Origin of the sequence: Methanoregula sp. (assembly GCF_049686655.1) — an archaeon.
Classification (GTDB): Archaea; Halobacteriota; Methanomicrobia; order Methanomicrobiales; family Methanospirillaceae; genus Methanoregula.
The window spans coordinates 1-17,337 of sequence record NZ_JBAVIG010000083.1 but is presented as its reverse complement, the minus strand read 5'-3'; the positions used below and the strand labels follow the sequence as shown (position 1 = coordinate 17,337).

The 17,337-nt window shown below is 55.6% G+C and carries 24 protein-coding genes and 2 tRNA genes; 7 read left to right on the top strand and 19 right to left on the bottom strand.

The annotated features are described in order from the left end of the window. Nucleotides 1-477, top strand: a 477-nt coding sequence (locus tag WBL42_RS12510) for a DUF4276 family protein (RefSeq protein WP_424721614.1), incomplete at its 5' end; no start/stop codon positions are given. Nucleotides 478-1,131: 654 nt separating this feature from the next. Here WBL42_RS12510 and WBL42_RS12505 read toward each other — a convergent pair. From WBL42_RS12505 to WBL42_RS12485, 5 genes are all read right to left on the bottom strand, one after another. Then, nucleotides 1,132-1,461 (bottom strand): hypothetical protein, encoded by a 330-nt coding sequence (locus WBL42_RS12505; protein ID WP_424721613.1) that lies wholly within the window; start codon nt 1,459-1,461, stop codon nt 1,132-1,134. A 2-nt stretch (nt 1,462-1,463) separates the two neighbouring features. After that, the gene (locus WBL42_RS12500) at nt 1,464-1,634 is read right to left on the bottom strand and encodes a hypothetical protein (protein WP_424721612.1); all 171 of its coding nucleotides are present in this window, start codon (nt 1,632-1,634) and stop codon (nt 1,464-1,466) included. Nucleotides 1,635-1,861: 227 nt separating this feature from the next. After that, complete coding sequence (locus tag WBL42_RS12495) at nt 1,862-3,025, bottom strand: tyrosine-type recombinase/integrase (RefSeq protein WP_424721611.1); 1,164 nt, start codon at nt 3,023-3,025, stop codon at nt 1,862-1,864. Between the two features lie 180 nt (nt 3,026-3,205). Next, a tRNA-Asp gene (locus WBL42_RS12490) sits at nt 3,206-3,278 on the bottom strand. 18 nt (nt 3,279-3,296) lie between these two features. Beyond that, nucleotides 3,297-3,402: transfer RNA gene (locus WBL42_RS12485), tRNA-Tyr, on the bottom strand. Between the two features lie 152 nt (nt 3,403-3,554). Here WBL42_RS12485 and WBL42_RS12480 point away from each other — a divergent pair. Beyond that, nucleotides 3,555-5,075: a 2-isopropylmalate synthase gene (locus WBL42_RS12480; RefSeq protein ID WP_424721615.1), complete on the top strand. Its 1,521-nt coding sequence runs from the start codon at nt 3,555-3,557 to the stop codon at nt 5,073-5,075. Nucleotides 5,076-5,100: 25 nt separating this feature from the next. On the opposite strand, the gene WBL42_RS12475 is transcribed toward WBL42_RS12480, so the two are convergent. The 10 genes from WBL42_RS12475 to WBL42_RS12430 form a co-directional block, all read right to left on the bottom strand. After that, complete coding sequence (locus tag WBL42_RS12475) at nt 5,101-5,697, bottom strand: HD domain-containing protein (protein WP_424721610.1); 597 nt, start codon at nt 5,695-5,697, stop codon at nt 5,101-5,103. Nucleotides 5,698-5,930: 233 nt separating this feature from the next. After that, complete coding sequence (locus WBL42_RS12470) at nt 5,931-6,293, bottom strand: prefoldin subunit beta (protein WP_424721609.1); 363 nt, start codon at nt 6,291-6,293, stop codon at nt 5,931-5,933. Between the two features lie 159 nt (nt 6,294-6,452). After that, nucleotides 6,453-6,692, bottom strand: coding sequence for a KEOPS complex subunit Pcc1 (locus WBL42_RS12465; RefSeq protein ID WP_424721608.1), 240 nt, complete (start codon nt 6,690-6,692; stop codon nt 6,453-6,455). A 75-nt stretch (nt 6,693-6,767) separates the two neighbouring features. Continuing rightward, nucleotides 6,768-6,902: a DNA-directed RNA polymerase subunit P gene (locus WBL42_RS12460; protein ID WP_012107386.1), complete on the bottom strand. Its 135-nt coding sequence runs from the start codon at nt 6,900-6,902 to the stop codon at nt 6,768-6,770. Nucleotides 6,903-6,914: 12 nt separating this feature from the next. Continuing rightward, entirely contained in the window at nt 6,915-7,208 is a 294-nt protein-coding gene (locus WBL42_RS12455) for a 50S ribosomal protein L37ae (protein WP_424721607.1), read from the bottom strand. 43 nt (nt 7,209-7,251) lie between these two features. Continuing rightward, a complete protein-coding gene (locus WBL42_RS12450; protein WP_424721606.1) occupies nt 7,252-7,956 on the bottom strand; it encodes a ribosome assembly factor SBDS in 705 nt (234 codons plus the stop codon). Between the two features lie 4 nt (nt 7,957-7,960). Further along, complete coding sequence (gene psmA, locus WBL42_RS12445) at nt 7,961-8,683, bottom strand: archaeal proteasome endopeptidase complex subunit alpha (protein ID WP_424721605.1); 723 nt, start codon at nt 8,681-8,683, stop codon at nt 7,961-7,963. Then, entirely contained in the window at nt 8,683-9,255 is a 573-nt protein-coding gene (locus tag WBL42_RS12440) for an Rpp14/Pop5 family protein (protein WP_424721604.1), read from the bottom strand. Before WBL42_RS12440 ends, psmA begins: the two co-directional genes overlap by 1 nt. Further along, nucleotides 9,252-9,896 (bottom strand): RNase P subunit p30 family protein, encoded by a 645-nt coding sequence (locus WBL42_RS12435; protein WP_424721603.1) that lies wholly within the window; start codon nt 9,894-9,896, stop codon nt 9,252-9,254. Before WBL42_RS12435 ends, WBL42_RS12440 begins: the two co-directional genes overlap by 4 nt. A gap of 30 nt (nt 9,897-9,926) precedes the next feature. Continuing rightward, on the bottom strand, nt 9,927-10,517 hold the full coding sequence (locus WBL42_RS12430; protein ID WP_424721602.1) for a 50S ribosomal protein L15e: 591 nt from the start codon (nt 10,515-10,517) through the stop codon (nt 9,927-9,929). Nucleotides 10,518-10,745: 228 nt separating this feature from the next. Here WBL42_RS12430 and WBL42_RS12425 point away from each other — a divergent pair, with 228 nt between their 5' ends. Next, nucleotides 10,746-11,177 (top strand): hypothetical protein, encoded by a 432-nt coding sequence (locus tag WBL42_RS12425; RefSeq protein WP_424721601.1) that lies wholly within the window; start codon nt 10,746-10,748, stop codon nt 11,175-11,177. Nucleotides 11,178-11,485: 308 nt separating this feature from the next. Here WBL42_RS12425 and moaC read toward each other — a convergent pair whose 3' ends face one another. Both moaC and WBL42_RS12415 read right to left on the bottom strand, forming a co-directional pair. Then, nucleotides 11,486-11,953, bottom strand: coding sequence for a cyclic pyranopterin monophosphate synthase MoaC (moaC, locus tag WBL42_RS12420; protein ID WP_424721600.1), 468 nt, complete (start codon nt 11,951-11,953; stop codon nt 11,486-11,488). Between the two features lies 1 nt (nt 11,954). Then, the gene (locus WBL42_RS12415; protein WP_424721599.1) at nt 11,955-13,367 is read right to left on the bottom strand and encodes an NAD(P)H-hydrate dehydratase; all 1,413 of its coding nucleotides are present in this window, start codon (nt 13,365-13,367) and stop codon (nt 11,955-11,957) included. A gap of 44 nt (nt 13,368-13,411) precedes the next feature. On the opposite strand from WBL42_RS12415, the gene WBL42_RS12410 reads away from it, so the two are divergent. The 4 genes from WBL42_RS12410 to WBL42_RS12395 are packed head-to-tail and all read left to right on the top strand — an operon-like array spanning nt 13,412 to nt 16,295. Beyond that, entirely contained in the window at nt 13,412-14,812 is a 1,401-nt protein-coding gene (locus WBL42_RS12410) for a DHHA1 domain-containing protein (protein ID WP_424721598.1), read from the top strand. Then, nucleotides 14,757-15,311 carry a PUA domain-containing protein gene (locus WBL42_RS12405; RefSeq protein ID WP_424721597.1) on the top strand — a complete coding sequence of 185 codons (555 nt, stop codon included), beginning with the start codon at nt 14,757-14,759 and terminating at the stop codon, nt 15,309-15,311. Before WBL42_RS12410 ends, WBL42_RS12405 begins: the two co-directional genes overlap by 56 nt. Further along, nucleotides 15,235-15,573, top strand: coding sequence for a nascent polypeptide-associated complex protein (locus WBL42_RS12400; RefSeq protein WP_424721596.1), 339 nt, complete (start codon nt 15,235-15,237; stop codon nt 15,571-15,573). The genes WBL42_RS12405 and WBL42_RS12400 overlap by 77 nt, the downstream gene beginning before the upstream one ends. Continuing rightward, a complete protein-coding gene (locus tag WBL42_RS12395; RefSeq protein WP_424721595.1) occupies nt 15,570-16,295 on the top strand; it encodes a protein-L-isoaspartate carboxylmethyltransferase in 726 nt (241 codons plus the stop codon). Before WBL42_RS12400 ends, WBL42_RS12395 begins: the two co-directional genes overlap by 4 nt. Before the next feature lie 36 nt (nt 16,296-16,331). Here WBL42_RS12395 and WBL42_RS12390 read toward each other — a convergent pair whose 3' ends face one another. Both WBL42_RS12390 and WBL42_RS12385 read right to left on the bottom strand, forming a co-directional pair. Continuing rightward, complete coding sequence (locus WBL42_RS12390; protein WP_424721594.1) at nt 16,332-16,805, bottom strand: hypothetical protein; 474 nt, start codon at nt 16,803-16,805, stop codon at nt 16,332-16,334. Continuing rightward, a partial coding sequence (locus WBL42_RS12385; RefSeq protein WP_424721592.1) for an AAA family ATPase occupies nt 16,802-17,337 on the bottom strand: 536 nt, incomplete at its 5' end. The genes WBL42_RS12385 and WBL42_RS12390, both read right to left, overlap by 4 nt.

The window sequence follows — 17,337 nt, the reverse complement described above, 5'->3', positions numbered from 1 at the left end:
ATGTTTCAGACTGCCCATTCGGATCAAGATTGCTATGCAATTTTATTAGTTGATAGCGAGGAACCGGTTTCAGGAATAGATTTTGCCCCCGATTCTTCAATTGGTTGGGATCATCTATCTATTAGAGATAACTGGACCCGCCCTATTAACGCAAATAACAACCAAGCCCAAATGATGACAACTTGTATGGAATCTTGGATAATGGCGGATCATAACACACTTATAAATTATTATGGCTCAGAATTGCATGATTCCTCACTTTTGCCAACACATAATCTTGAGCAAAGATTGAGACATGACGTTCAACGAAGTTTAAAAGACGCTACTGCTGATTGTAAAAATGGTTATAAAAAAGGTGAACATTCATTCAAATTATTGGGTTCATTAGATCCCGAAACTTTAAATTGTCATTTAGGACATTTCCGTCGGTTTTGTCAAACACTAGATAATATTTTGGAATATCCACAGCGACACTAAATCAGGGTGAGACTAAGGAACCATTTTCCGGATTCGGGTTCTGTAAAGTCTACGGGGGGTGAGAAATATTTTTCGACGTAGTATTTGTCATAACTCCCGAAGACTTGACAGAACCGATTTTTTAACAGTTAACAGTGTATTATACAAAAAAAATTAATCTTTTTTAGGGATCCTTCTCCCAGCAACCTTCTGGGTGGAGCTTGGTCCTGTGTTCCGCAGCAACCGCGATGAGATGTCACACTTGGTGGGTGTACACCCTCCATTCGTTGTTGCCTGACGAGAAGCAGCCGGGGATATTGCCGGAGGTGTTCCGGGACCATCCGTGACCGTGCCCGGAATGGGTTCATCGTAGAGAGGAATCCTCCGACAATAATTTGTTTCTCCGGTTATGACATCCTCGTCACACTCCAGAAGGTACATTTTTTTTCTTGTACCCGTGGAGGGAGTGTTCTTTTCCGATACCTTCATCTTCCTTGCGGTCGATGAAATTTCCTTGGGGGTGCTCTGGTCGGTTTCCAGCCGTGACTGGGACGCCCCATCTTCATTTTCTTGCATGATATATCACCTCGCTGATGGTTTTTCTGCTGATTTCCGCATCAGCCCGCGTATTCCGCAAGCGATTCCAAATGTTCTCCGGACGAGGAAGAATTGGTTCTACGTAAAGACCCCTCCTGATTCAGTGTGCATTCCGCTCAGTGACGTAACATTTCCAGGATCTACAGGAGGGACGGGATCTGCCGTCAAGACCGACACGAATCCACGTTCCTTCCGGGAATATCTTGTTGCAAGACGGTAGAGCAGGGGCTTTGTCTTTGAAGCCCGGAGGATCATTTTATCGGAATACAAACGGAAGAATGCCGCCCGATCGAATTCCGGGAGGGTACTGACCTCGCGAAATGAAAACTTGCGAGATCCAAACCTACGCTCGATACCCAGAATCAGCCTTATTTTATCGCTGCCCATGCCGCGAAGGATCGTGCTCATGGTTATCTCCCCGAGGCATCGCTGTCAAGGTCTGCGAGACGGGAATCGTCTTTCAGAATCCATTCGTTCCGACGGACAAGGATCTTTACGACCTCACGGTGGAGATCCGAGGGCAATGCCCTGAACTGTTCGAGAGTTATAATTTCTTTGTCTGTATTATGGAAGCTTTTCAAAATTTTTCCACCCCCTTATCCCTACCTCGATCTTAGGGACGGCTAATATTATACGTTTTGGTCAAAAGAAGGATATTTTGAGCTGCTTTGGCGGAAATGCGACACATACAGCGTTCCTTTAACAGAAATTAAAGGAAATTCTATAGGAATATTTATATAGAACTATCTTTTCTAAGGTGAAATAAAATAAACGCGCATAATTGCTTTAAAAAAAGTGAATTTTCCGGTCAGCCTTCTGCGGCACCCATCTCACTGGCATGCCTCTTCATTTCATTGACAAGGTCCTGGTAGACGGGATGATCTTCGATCTTCTTCACAACCTGCTTCAGGGTCTGGCCTTCCTGGGCAGTCAATGGCATACCGCAGGTCCCGCAGTACCGCACACCGGGTTCACTGATGGCCTGGCAGTTCTGGCACTGCCGGGCCACCATCAGAGACTTCCCGGACTCCGCAGGGCGCTCGATACCATGCAGCCGGAGGATCTCGGCATCCACGTCGGCGCTGCTGAGGTGGGCATAGTTTCCCAGCATTTTAGTTCCTGTTGAACCCCAGCACATCATCTTGACCACGGACTCGCTGCATCCCTGATTAAGCAAGTGGGTGACCCGGCTGTGCCGGAACAGATGGAGATGTATTCGTTTCTTTATGCCGGCCCGCTTGGCAATCTTCTTGACCTGCAAGGCGATCTGTCCATGTTCGAGCGGCCGGTGCTGATGGGTGATAAACACCAGGTTCTCCCCGGTTGATTCGTACGGGTAATCCTTCCTCCAGGCAGCGAGAAGCGGGACCGAGCTGACGAGCCGGACGTACCTCGGCTTCTCGGTTTTCTTGTTGGTGTTGATCACAACACCGATCTGATCGAACTTGACCTGCTGCCATTCGAGGGTGGCCATCTCGATGATACGGAACGCCCCCTCATACATCACGCCGATCAACGCCCTGTCCCGGGAGTTCATGCAGGCACCGAGCATGTCCAGGACTTCCTGTTCGGTGAGCAGGTCCTCGGAGGTCTTGGTCATGGTGTCAGCCCCGGGGGGCTTGATCACCTTGATCTTATCCACCGGTATTGTGGAATACTGGTTCTTGATCAGCCACACATAATACCGCTTCAGGAACGTGATATAATCCCTGAGCGTGTTCTGCTTGATGGGCCGGTCATGGTAGAGGGTAGTTTTCCTCTTGCCGATCCCCTGATAGATGTCATCTGCGGTGTTCTGATCGAAGGGGCCGATGAACCGGCGCCAGTTCACAAGAACCGACATGATCTTGAAGGCCCGGGCGCCCTGGATGTTGGCAACAACCCTTCTCTCATCGATGTACCGGGTAATCAGGGCCCGGTCGTTCGGCGTGATCCCTTTTTTCTCGATCCAGAAATCGAGGTGGTTTTCCATCGCATCTGGCTTCAACGTATGAAACGGACGATCCCGTACGGTGGGAGCGTGCTGGGGGTGTTTAGGTGGTAACATGCCGGTCGGGTGATCCGGCGCATTCAAAAAGCTAGCTGCTGGGGCCGCCAGACCGGTTTTTGGGTCATTTTTTGGGTCCGACGGGCTTCCTACCCGAAAATTATACGCCCAGGTCGGAATTCGAATCCGAGTCGATTGCGTGACAGGCAATCATGATAGGCCACTACACTACCTGGGCACTAATGGTTACAGTTAATCCCGCCTCCCAGATTCGAACCGGGGACATCGCGGTAGCCGCGCAGTTACCTATGACGGTAAACCAATCTACAGCCGCGCACTCTACCAGGCTGAGTTAAGGCGGGGCACTGCGCTACTAATGTTAGGCAAGTTTCTTATTAAACATATCGTAAGGTCATCGGTTTTTACGCCCATAAAATCCCCGGATTGGAACGTGGTGCAGCGATTGTTTAAATAATCCGCATGCCCAGTTAGTAGTGTATGTTTGCTCGCAAGGATGTTGCGGGGGATCGTCTTCTTCACCGATAGCTCGGCGCATGAAGATGTGACTGTTTTTGACACTACGCTCCGGGACGGAGAACAAACCCCGGGGATTGCATTCACCTTTGAACAGAAACTTGAGATCGCCCGCCAGCTCTCCGATATCGGCGTCCATATAATCGAGGCAGGGTTCCCTGCATCTTCGACAGCCGAGAAGGAGACGGTGACCGCTATTAAAAAGCTCGGTCTTGAGTCAGGGATCTGCGGCCTCGCCCGCTCCGTGAAAGCCGATGTAGACGCCTGTCTCGACTGCGATGTCGACATGGTGCACGTCTTCATCCCAACCTCGGATATCCAGAGAGAGAATACCATCAACAAGACGCGGACAGAAGTGCTCGAGATTACGGCCGATATCATCGGCCATATCCGGAAGCACAAGGAGCTCTGCATGTTCTCGGCGATGGATGCCACGCGGACGGACTGGGATTACCTCATCCAGGTCTTCCAGACTGCTGCCGACGCAGGGGCCACGATCATCAACGTGCCCGACACAGTCGGAGTCATCTCGCCATCCGCGATGAAGACCCTGGTCGCCCGCATAAACCGGGAAGTGAAGTGCCCGATCGATGTCCACTGCCACAACGACTTCGGTCTTGCGGTCGCCAACACGATTGCCGCGGTCGAGGCCGGCGCCTCGCAGGTGCAGGTGACCGTGAACGGGCTCGGCGAACGGGCCGGCAACGCGGACCTTGCCCAGACAGTGATGATCATGGAGTCGATGTACCGGATCAGGACAGGGATTGCGAAGGAGCGGCTCGTCGAGACCTCGCACCTCATCTCCCGGTTTTCCGGCATTGCGATCCCGCCCACCCAGCCGGTGGTAGGCGAGAACGTTTTCTCGCACGAGAGCGGGATCCACTCGCACGGCGTGCTCCGGAATTCGGCAACCTTCGAGCCGGGCATCATGACCCCGGAGATGGTGGGGCACCGGCGGCGGCTCACGCTCGGCAAGCACGTGGGCCGGCACGCGGTCCGGCAGATGCTGGCCGATGTCCACATCGCCCCCACGGACGAACAGCTCGACGCGATCATCGAGAAGGTGAAAGCGATTGCAAACAGGGGCAAGCGCGTCACTGACGCCGATCTCTACGAGATCGCCGAAGGTGCGATGGGCACTACCCTCCACCAGAAGGTACTTAGCCTGCAGGACATCGCGATCATGACGGGTAACCACGTGATCCCGACTGCAAGCGTCCGGGCGAACGTCAACGACAAAGAGCACGTCTTCTCTGCCGTGGGCAACGGCCCGGTCGATGCAGCGCTCAACGCGATCCTCGGGATCACGCCTTCAAAGATCCAGCTCAGGGAGTTCAACATCGAGGCGATCTCCGGCGGCTCGGACGCGATCTGCCACGTGACGATCGCAGTCGAGGACGAGCACGGGAAGATCTTCGATGCCAGCGGCAGCGGCGACGACATCGTACTCGCATCAGTCGAGGCGCTCGTGAACGCGATCAACCTGGTCCACCGGGTATAAAAACAGGAATTACCCGGAATTTTTTTTATTCCATTTTCAGATCCGCATTCCGGATCGCGACCAGCGTCTCCAGTGCGGGGCCGTACCCGTACAGCGAGGCCCGCAGGGACAGTTTCCCGATCAGATCGTCCGTTGACGTAAGATAGCGTTTCGTGAACCTGCCGTTCCGGTCCCCCGAGTCAAGGAGGTTGTCGATCCGGTCGCAGAGCTTCACAAGCGTGGCTTCGGGAGGGGCATCGAGGATCCGGTCTAGGCTGTTACTAAGCCGGGCAGCCTTCCCCTTGATCGTATTCTTCTTCGTGAGCGCATCGACGATCACGGCAATATCCGCCCGATCGTCATCGGGAAGCGGGAGGGCGGCAATAAAGTCATCGGTCCGCGTGATCCAGTCAGGCGTGCAGTCCTCGTATACATCATGGAGCCACGCGGAGATGATCGCCACGTGCGAGCCGTGGAACATCGAGACGAGGGCCACCACCCGGGCCGGGTGGGTGATATAAGGCGTACGCCGGTCCTTGCGCAGCTGCCCCTTGTGGGCCCGGGAAGCGTGGTCCGCGGCAGTCTTGATCGCAAACATCCGCCGCGCCGGATCCTGATCAAGAAACCCCGGGCCTTTCTGCATACTAGTTCTCTTCACCGGTTCCTAATGGGTTTTTTGGTTTGGACTGGTGTAAGATGCCGTTTAACAAACGTATACACAGGAAAACACTCACATCCCATAAAGGAAAACAGGAATTTTGCTTGCAAGGCACGCAATCTGAAAGCTCACCTCGCGAATAGTCCCGTACGGGATTACCGCGGGCATCCGGGTGACGGAACACCCGGTTACTGAAGGAGGGGCGGTGAAACAAGTGATTAGGCTGCGTTCGGGGCACCCTTGCCCTCGATCGCCGCCTTGATCTGAGCCTGGAGCTGCTCGAACTTGCCCTGTAGCATCTTCTCCTGCTTCTCAAGGGACTTGATGCGCAGTTCGAGAGTCTCGACCTTCTCAGTGAGGTTCGCGTTGACAGCCTCTTTCTTTTTCTGCATCATGACCGTACCAACGCTCATGTACATGACCGAATCGTCAGCTGCATCCTTGATCTCTTCCTGCGCACGCTTCGCTTCCCGCACGGCCATCTCGTACTGGGCCTTCTGCTGGAGGATCGTCTGGAGCTGCTGCTGGATCTGCTGGAGCATACTAAGCTGGTTCTGGACTTTGGGTGATAAATTATTCATGAACAAAACACTCCTGTAGAGAATACGTCAGGGGATAATGAATAGTTTGGGGACTCCTCAGGGTGTCCCGTTCCTGCGTTAATATTGCACCCACTACGACATAAAATCTGGGATGCGTGCCGGAAGTGATTCAGGACCGCCATTCCACTGGCAACAATCTCAGGGTATCTGCTGCATTTCGTCGGCAACGTTGATGAGGCGCAGGTACATGTTGAGCGCTGCCCGGAGCGAGGATGTGTCCTGTGCTGCCACCGTGAGGACAAGAGTATGATCTCCCTCAAGCCGGCACGAGATCGTAGAGCGGGGGTTCACCTCATCGGCAAGCTCCGGCGCAATCGACTGGTAGATACGGGCCGCATGTTCGGACTCGAACCGGAAGACCGCTTCATGATTTGGCATGGAATACTCTCCTGCAGAGTATAGTAAAAAAGAGGCTATAAGTATTTACAGGGCCTTATCCCTGGTGTCGCACAGTTACCGGGCCTTAAGTTCCTTGATCGCTGCACCGCGTTCCTTGAACAGGATCCGGTGACCGCAATAGGGGCACCGCACGTTTACGTCGATCTCAACTTTCTGCTTGCACCGTGCGCACTTGTAGGTACTTGCCATACGTGAATCCACTTATTTCCTGATCTCTTCGACTGTCCTGTCGATCGCACGTTGTGCAATCTTCATGGCCGGGGTCTGGGGCTGATAGGTACCGCCTGCGAACTTGTACCCGCACTTGCGGCATTCCCAGATCCCCGTACCTTTGCGTGCCACGGAAACCATGTCACACTTCGGGCAGCGGTGGAGCGCACGTGAGATCCTCTCGATGTCACATACTCTCTTCCGCACGAACCGTCCGTACCGGCAGCCGAAACGTCCTGCACTGCCGGTCACTTTTCCCTTTGCTTTATGCGTTGATTTTGCCATGATGGAAACCCACCGATCTGTCTTCTTTTATTTGTCCTCTGAATTAATATACTTGATTGAGGATCTTGACCACGCCTTCGCCTTTCGAGAGCTTATTGATCAGGTCGTAGAACTCAACCTGGATCCCTGCGGGGATGCGGACCACGCAGACCCACGAACCGTCCTTGAGCCACTCGTCCTTCTCCATCACGGCGGCAGCGGCAATATCGCCATAAGCGCGTGCGGCAAAGTCCGGCGGGATCTTGACTGCGAGCCGGAGCTCCTCGAACCGGATCGGGAGGAGCGGGCGCAGGGCCTTGACCGTCTCCTTCACCTGCTCGTCAAGGTGCTTGAAGGGGTCGATATTCACCCGGGCCTCTTCCATCGCCATCTCGATCCGGTGTGCCGGGTGGGGGTGCCCGGTCTGGGGGTTGACCGAGTTCCGGGCAATGAAATTGATCACCTGGCGGCGTTTCTCGTCGATCATCTGCTTGCGCTGGTCGGCCGTGAGATGGATCTCGCCCTTCTCGATGATCTTCCGCGCAACCGCATTGAAATCGGTAGTATGGAAGACCTTCATCAGCGCTTCGTCCGAGGCCCGGGTCGCCTTCGAGGCATTCCCGAAAACATTGAGCGCTGCCACTACATCCTCGATCTCCACCGGCTGGCCCTGCCGGACAAGCGCCGCCTTGTCCGGGTCGACAAGGATCTCGAAGCGTTCCCCGAAACTCTCGAGCCGTGCAACAACGGAGTGTTCGAGCGGTATCATGCGATCACGGCTTGAACTGTTCCACGAACGAGGCTACTTCTTCCCGGCTCATCTTCCGGAACGCCGGCTTCTCTTTCCCGATGACGCCGATCTCGACCGTGTCGACATCGAACTTGCCCTCGGTTGCGGAGTGCAACGCCTTCAGGCCCAGAAGGATCGCGTCCTTGATCATGGCCTCGGCATTGTATTCCTCTTCAAAGACTTTCATCGCGGCAGGGCGGCCGATGCCGATACCGGTTGCCTTGTACTCGAGGAGGGTCCCCGAGGGATCCGTCTCGAAGAGCCGGCATTCCCCGTCACTGACTCCCGCGATCAGGAGTGCAGTGCCGTACGGGCGGATCCCGCCGTACTGGGTGAGGTTCTGCATGTGGTCGCAGAGCTTTTTGGAGAGCGCCTCGACCTCGATAGGTTCGTCATAGGAGACACGGTTGATCTGGCATTCTACGCGGGCGCGGTCCACCAGTGCACGTGCATCCCCGACAAGACCGGAGGATGCAACGCCGATGTGCTCATCGATCTTGAAGATCTTCTCGATTGACGATGCCTCAAGGAGCCGGGAGCTGACGCGCTTGTCAACAATCAGCACGACGCCGTCCTTTGCCTTGATACCTACCGCGGTGGTGCCCCGCTTCACTGCCTCACGGGCGTACTCTACCTGATAGAGCCTGCCGTCGGGTGAAAAGACGGTGATCGCCCGGTCATATCCCATCTGATATTGTGGTTGCATTATGGTTCCTCCAGATCTGATCTTGTCAAAAACAATCGGTGTGTATTTTTAAATCCCTTTTCAATCACATCAACCTTCTGACCGTCACAATTCGACACAAGATACTCTTTCCCGCCAAAAGTGAGATCGCCGTGAGACTGGCCAGGAGGCACGGGGGAAACGGGAGCCCCGTCACCGGTGACTTCCTCTGCCGAGGTCGTTTCAGCCGTCCCGTCTGCAGCTGCATTCCCGCTCGTTTTCTGGTGCAGCCTTTCACGGAGGCTTTCGATGGTCCCGGAAGCCGCAATGATCCGGAGCGCGATCCGCGTGTCGCGGCACGCAGTGATCGTGGAGAGGGCAGTGGCAAGCTCGCGCTCCGTACCGCGCCGACACCGGATCACGATATGCCGGTCACCCTCGGCACAGATGACAGCCTGGACCATGATCGCGGCCACCGTGTCGCCAAAGAGCGAGGTGACGGCGTCGGAGACTGCGTAATAGAGTTCCTTCTGGTCGATCGGGGTCCCGGGGGGATCGACCCGGACCAGCAGATACCGGCGCTTATCGCGCAGGGTCGGGGGCCGTACGGTCACGGGATCACCCTCACCGCTGGCAGAAGTGATGTCGTAACTTCTGCAACGCCGTTCAGCGCCCGCTCGATCACCGGCAGGTCCATATCAAGCAGGGACAACAGGCCGCTGACTTCCCTTGTGGCGCGCAGGTCCAGCATGGAACGGGCATTCGATGAGACCGTGAGCGGGAACTCAAACCGGTTCTGCAGTACCATCACATCGCGGTACCGCTGGAGTGCACGCTGACGGGCGATTCCCCGGGCAGCAATGAGCGCCGAGAGGTCGACATCGATCGCAACCCGGTTGTCCGCCGCCATCTTCGCGGTCACGTGATCGAACCCGTTCTTATCTGCCGCATGGATCCCGCGGAGAATGTGTACCCCGCGGAGGCCTACAACCGCCCGGTTAAAACCGGCATCGCCCGCCTGAACGGAGATGACCGCGTGCGTGCCCTTGGCCCGTTTCACCCGGCTCATCACTTCCTTCATGCCTCCTTCCCGCACCAGGATCCCGGAGAGGATCTCCATGCCCTCGTACGTAGACGGGGGGGTATCGATCGCAACGATACTGTCAAATCCCAGCTCACGTGCCTCGAGCGCGAGCCTGCGTACCGATGAATCCCCTGCGGGATACGGCCAGACCGCTGCATCGGTGATCTTCATGAGAGTTACTTCGGTTAAAAAAAGATAAGGTTATTTGCCCTGGTTGGCGTGGGAGCGGATGCTCGGGCGGGTCTTCTCGGTACCCTTGCCACGGTAAAGCATACCTCTTCCCTTGAGGCCGGCCTGGGTCTTGCCGCGCTCGGCACGGCCGCGGTGGACCGGGTTTGCGAGCCAGGCGAGGTTCTTGTCTGCCCGGATCGAGGGGTGGTGGCCGTCAACGAGGATGACCTCGTAATATTTCAGCTTCCCGTCCTGTCCTACCCAGTAGGAGTTGAGGACTTCCATGTTCGGGAACTTCTTGGATGCGCGTTCCTCGGCTATCCGCTGGATGCTCTTGCCTGCGGTGAGCCGGTTCTTGCCCATCCGGGCGGAACGGCGTGCGCGGACATACCGGGATGCCCTGCGGCCTCCGCGGCGTACCTGGACGCGTGCAACAGCGATGCCCTGCTTTGCCTTGTAGCCGAGCGAGCGTGCACGGTCGATACGGGTGGGGCGTTCGACGCGGACAACGCTGCCTTCACGGCGCCATTCCTGCATACGGTTCCAGAGGAGCTCTTTCACTCCGCTGTCTGCCGGTACTTTCCATGCCTCCCTGACGAAGGCGTACATTGATTTTACCATGGTAATCACCTGAGGTTCGGCCCGAAGAGGGCTACATACCTTCAACACGGGACGGATCCCGCATTCCCACATACTAGGATATGGTGGATAATAAAGGAATGGGCGGGGGGAAGAAGGGATCAACCGGTTATGAAAAGGAATCTTGGTTTTTGCTATTTGTCATATCATTTTGGAAAATCAGGGATTTTAAACGTAGATTTTATCGTTTAGAGATATACAAATCAGACCATGGATATTGAGACGTTTCAAGTAATAATCTCTGTATTTGGACTTTTTGGAATTGGCGGTATTATTGGCGCATATATTCAACATTTGTTTGACAGACAAAAACAGATAGGGTTAGAAATCCGGAAAATAAAGGAGGAGCGATATCGCTCGACATTAGTTCATATGCGATTGGTATTGAATCCGGAAAAGTTTGATCAATTTACCTTCGAAAAAAATAAGTCTCATTCTACAACAAAGGAGCATGAGATGGAAATGGTCATTGAATATTATTACAATTCTCTGCTCTATGCTACAGATGAAGTTTTAATTCGCTTAAAGGATTTTATTCGAGATTCTAACGAGGATACATTCGCTGAAACTGCTATTGCTATGCGAAATGATTTGTGGGGGATAAAAAGGCAATATCAGACAAAAGAGTTTTCATTAAAATAACAAAATTTGATTTTTATTGGCGAATCTTCCGATTTTGTTCTTCAAATACTTGAATTATTAATCATCTTCATAGATCCTGACACAATGATGGGGGTTGAGACCCCCATACCCCCGATTACGATAGACGCCGCCGCCCCGAAGGGCGCCCCGCGGCGACCTCAATTACCGGTTCACTTCCATGAACGGTAACGAGTAGCGCAAAACCCGACGAGGCGTTTTGCGCGTAACGAATCATAACGGGGGCTGCCTAGCGGCAGGGGGCGAAGCCCCCGAGAGCGTCGGGATTGTCAAAAAAAGATTGCGAAATCTCACTTCCCCTTCTTCTTCTCCACCACCCGGATCCCCTCGATACGGGTCACCGGATACTGCCCCTGCGCATCCTTCTCCGCCGACTTGACCATGTCCCACACAGTCAATAAAGCGACCGAGACGCCCGTCAACGCCTCCATCTCGACCCCTGTCTTCCCGGTCGTCTTCACGACAACCGTAGTATCGATGAACCCGGCATGTTCAGTAAAATCGACCGTGATCGCGCTGATCGGGATGGAATGGCACATCGGGATCAGCCCGGGAGTATTCTTGATCGCGAGGGTCGCGGCGACCCGGGCCGTGGCAAGGACATTCCCTTTCACTACCGTGCCGTCACGAATCGCTGCCAGGGTTTCGGGCCGCAGGTAAATTCTGCCGGTAGCGGTCGCCTCGCGATTCACGTCATTCTTGCCACCGATGTCCACCATCTCTGCCCGTTCGTTCCGGATATGGGTAAACTCCACCATTCTATGCACCGTTCCTGATCCTCTTCCCGTATAATACCTGCGGGATCCGGCCGACAAGATCTGAGGCCAGCAGCCCGCCTCCGCTGCAGGCCACCGCCGCCTCACCGGCCCTGCCGTTCACGTACGCGGCAAGGCAGGCTGCCTCGAATGCAGGGAGCTGGCAGAGGAGTGCGCCGGCAATGCCGGCCAGCACATCGCCAGTACCCCCAACCGTCATCGCCGGGTCACCGGTCCGGTTGAACCGGACCTGCTTCCCGTCCGTGATAATATCGATGTGCCCTTTCAGGATCACCGTCCCGGGGAGGCCGGCCTGCTTCGCCACCCGTGCCTTCCCAATCGTATCCTCCGGCAGGGTTACTCCGGTGATCCGGGCAAACTCGCCGGCATGGGGAGTGTAGATCGTCTCTCCTTTTGCTTTCGGGAGGGGGAGCCGGAGGGCGTCGGCATCGAAGACTGCTTTTTTACAGTGAGGCGCAATAGCTGTGACGACCGCATGACTTTCCGTGCCGAGGCCATTCCCGCAGACCACTACGTCCGCTTTCTCCACAAGTCCAATCAGCCGTTCCGTGTGCTCCGGCCCGATCGCCTTCCCGTCCAGCCGCTCGTAGATCAGGTCAGGGATGGGCTCGAAGACCGGGGATGCAATCCGGACGATGTCCGCACCTGCCCGTAACGCCCCAAGCCCGGCTAGATACGGCGCTCCCTGGTACGGGCCGCCGCCAATAATCAGCACGTGCCCGCCCACGCCCTTGTGCCCAGTCTTCCGGCGCGGGGGGAGCAGGGTCAGCTCACCCGGGCCGGTGAAGCACTCGGCCTCGACAGGGATACCGATGTCGGCCACGGTCGAACCCGCGATCTTCGCCCGGTGGAACGCGATGATCGCATCGCTCCGCATGCCGGGGGTGGGGATGTCGGCTGCAATGATCCGTGCCTTCGTAGCATTTGCCATCGCTACGCAGGTCTTCAGCGGTTCACGGACGGCGCCCCCTGCCCCGGTACCGAGCAGGCAGTCCACGATGATATCTGCCCGTGCGAATAGGGGTTCCAGCGCTTTGAGATCGTCCCTGTTCGCGAATGGCAGGAGCGGAATGCGTGCATGCCGGAGTGCCGCGAGCTGATGGTCGCAGGCCCCGCTGCGCTTCCCAGCGTCAAGATACGCAACGTCCGTCCGGGCGTGCCGGCTGAGGTGCCGGGCCGCTACCATTCCGTCGCCGCCGTTGTTCCCCTTACCGCAGAGGATGAGCACATGGTCCGGGCCAGAGGCAAGGACGTGATCTGCAAGGCCACGGCCCGCACTTTCCATCAGCTGGAGCTCGGTAACACCCAGTGCCATCGCGTTGGTGTCGATCACCCGCATCCGCTGCGGGGTGACGAGCCCCGTTTCCAGAAAGCCGTCGGCCAGGTCCGGTCCCATGAGAGAGTACAATTGATGTGTATGAACTCCCTAAATATTAGGCAATGGGTTTTTGCGATGATGTAAAGGCAGCCGCGGAGCAGATCGCGGCTGCACCGGAAGTTACCATCATCTCCCACATCGATGCCGACGGGATCAGCTGCGAGGCGATCCTGTCGCAGGCCGTGTCCCGGCTCGGGATCCCGGTCAAATCCGTTTTTGTGCGCCAGCTCGAACCGCTCACCATGCCGCAGGTCCCTTCCGATTCCTCGCTCAAGGTCTTCTCGGATCTCGGGGCGGGGCAGCAGAACCTGATGCTCGAACGGGAGTTTATGGAGAAGGAGATCCTGATTGTGGACCACCACGTGAGCCAGCCGGTGGAGCGTGAGTACCCGCAGGTGAACTGCCTGCCCCACGGGTTCACCCGCATGAGCGCAGCCGGTGTCTCGTACCTCGTAGCAAAGGAACTGGATGGTAAGAACACCGACCTCGCGAAACTCGCGATCATCGGGAACGTGGGCGACATGATGGCCCGGGAGAAGTGCGGCCTTGTGGGACCCGCCCGTGAGATCATTGTCGAAGACGGGGTCCGGCACGGTTCGGTGGAGGTCCACAAAAAGGACCTTAACTGTTACGGCACGGCCACCCGACCCGTCCACCTCTCGCTCGCATACAACGACGACCCATTTATAAAAGGGATCAGCAACAACCCCGAAGGCGCCCGCCAGTTCCTGAAGAAACTCGGGATCCGGCAGCAGACCCCGGACGGCAGGTACTATGTCTGGGAGGAACTGTCTGCTGACGACCGGAAGACGATCATCTCCGCTTTGGCCCAGCAGCTGATGGCGAACGGCGAGAAGACAGACCGGCTCCTCTCGGAGACCTACCGGTTCCCGGGCGAGATCCCGAGGACTCCCCTCCGGAATGCGCAGGAATATGCGACCCTGCTCAATGCCTGCGGCCGGTGGTCGAAACCGCAGACCGGCAGCGCGATCCTCCGGGGCGACCGGGGGCCCGCGTACCGGGATGCAGAGCACATGCTCACCAACCACCGGGCGATCATCCGGGACCTGCTCCAGTTCATCATCGACACGGGCGTCAAAGAGCTCGGGAACCTCCAGTACCTTCATGTCGGCGGGAAATACCCGGATACAATCGTCGGAATCGGCGCCGGTATGGCGCTCTCGAAACTGAACAGCAGCAAGCCGATCCTGATCATGTGCGAGGTGCCCGAGGACCGGAACCTGACCAAGGTCTCGATGCGGACAACCGAGCGGGTCGTGGAGCGGGGCATTGACCTCCAGCAGGCGCTCAGCGATGCCTCGGCCGAGTACGGCGGGGGCGGCGGGGGCCACAAGATCGCGGCGGGCGCGTATATCCCGAAAACAGCAGAAGAGGAGTTTGTGCATCGTGTCAACAGGATACTCGGAGAACAGCTCGCTGCGGCGGGTCCAGGTAATCGCTGACTTCCAGTTCGGCGGCGGGGTGGGGACGGGGCTCTTTCCGGAGGGCTGCACCTTTATTCTCTCGACGACGGGCAGGATACGCCAGGTACTGGACGGGGGTGTCAGGCTTGTGACTGTCCGGGCCTCGGATGGCAGGCTCACCCTTGGGATTGAAGGGGCGAGGAGGATCCAGGCCCTCCTTCCGGCACCCGGCTACCGCGTGGTGATCCGCGACGACATCTCTTCGTTCGTGGCCCAGGGGAAGAACGTCTTTGCCAAGCACGTGACGGCAGCCGATCCTGAAATCCGCGCGGGCGACGAGGTCATCGTGGTTGCGGGCGACGATCGGCTAATAGCCTGTGGTGCAGCAGTCGTTTCGGGTGCGGAGATGCTTGCATTTAATTACGGAGCAGCGGTAAGAGTACGGCAGGGTAGTGAGAAGGATGCTTCCGGGAAACATCAATCCGCGCCAGATGAAGGCGATGATGAAGAAGCTCGGCATGCAGGTCGAGCAGATTGAAGACGTGCAAAGTATTGTCATAAAGACGCCGAAGGGCAACTGGATCTTCGACCAGGCAGAAGTCTCCTCGATGACCATGCAGGGCCAGACCACGTACCAGGTCACGGGTACCCCGCGGTTCGAGCCCGTGGCCCCCGAGATCCCCAATGAGGATGTCGCGATGGTCGCAGTCCAGGCAAACGTGCCGGCAGAGAAAGCAAAGGCCGCCCTGATAGCATCGAAAGGCGACATCGCCGAAGCGATCATGAAGCTCACCCAATGATCGAACAGGGCGACCGCGTCCTGCTCGTGGGGGCAGGACGGGAATTTTTTATAAAAGCAGGACCGGGCACACTCGGCACCGACAAGGGCCAGCTGGACCTTGCCTCAATCGTCGGCAAAGAATCCGGAGATGTCATCACCACGCACAGCGGCTCGGAGTTCACCATCCGCATCCCGCGGCCCACCGATTTCTTCACGCACGGCAAGCGGTCGGGTGCGCCGATGCTGCCCAAGGACATCGGTCTTGTCATTGCCTATACCGGCATGAACCACAACGATGACGTGCTCGATGCCGGCACCGGCAGCGGGATTGCCGCGATCTACTTCGGCGGTATCGCAAAGAGCGTGAGGACCTACGAAGTGCGCCCCGAGTTCTCCACGCTCGCGATGAAGAATATCACCGAGGCAAAGCTGCCGAACGTCGAGGCAGTAGCTGCAGACTTCCTTGCCGCAGAGGGGGTATATGACGTGGTCCACCTCGACCTCCAGATCCAGGCCGGGCACGTGGCCCATGCCTTTTCCCTTCTCCGGCCCGGCGGGTATCTTGCATGCTACACGCCGTTCCTCGAACAGATGGCAATGGTGGTCGATGCGGCCACAGACCTCTTCAGCGAGGTCCACACCCACGAGCTGATCGAGCGGGAGATGACCCGGTCGAAGCGGGGAACGCGGCCTTCTACGAGCGTGTGTCACTCGGGATACGTGACAATCGCAAGGAAATAAAAGGAAGATTCCAAATTAACTAATACGTTGCAAAAATTATACGATTCGCTGATGGTCCGAAATCCAACTCATAATTTTAGCGATTTCTGCATCTTTCTGGATTAAATCCCCAACAAATTGCTTAAACCCTTTATTTCTCTCAAGATGTGGAATAGATTTTAATTCTTTTGGAAGATCTGGCAATCCATATGTCTTTGGATTGATGTAGTTTCTTTTGGCCCTAATCAGTAACCAACTTTCAAGGTACGGAGAAACGATAACAATGCACCGGTTTGGATCCTCGGAGTGAATGCCGTGCTTTAATGTCTCTCCTTCGGTCGTTACTCGATATTTGCCTAATTCAGGAGGTTGTTCGCTATCAGGATCTTCGTCAATGAATGCCAAGACCGGTGAATTTTTTCTTGCTATTCGAAGCACATCTCCTTTACCAGATTCGTGCCTAATTTTATTTTTTCCAACCCCGAAGGCCTCAAGAACATATTGATCATTGTTACATTCGACAATGATCATCCCTTCTCCTCCTCGATAAATGACGACAGGTTAAAAAATGGGTCGGAATCGAGGAGATCGGGGACCTTTTTCGAATCGATCTTGGATACTTGGGTGAGATAATCTTTAATTGAGACGACAAAAATATTCACCTTTTCTTTCGGCGCTTTCTCGATGATTGAACGAAGGATATACGGATTATGGGTTGCAATGAAATACTGGTTCTGGTCATCAAGTGCAATCAATTCGGCAAGGTGCTTTGTATAATAAGGGAATGTGTAGGACTCTGGTTCTTCCAGAACAATTGTGGCTTTTTTATTGGACTGGATCACAAGGGTATAGAAAATGATGCGTTTCAGAGTATCCGACAATATTGTGTAAGGATAACCGAACGAGACTTCATCTATATCCTTAATGATCTCTATCTGTTTCCCATGAGGTTTTATGAGAAGACGGTATCCTTCTGTTTTAAGAATATCACTGACTGTTTTCCTCAGTGGTTTATGGGCTTGAATGAGAGATACCAGATTTTCACCGAAGGGAGGTTTTAGTG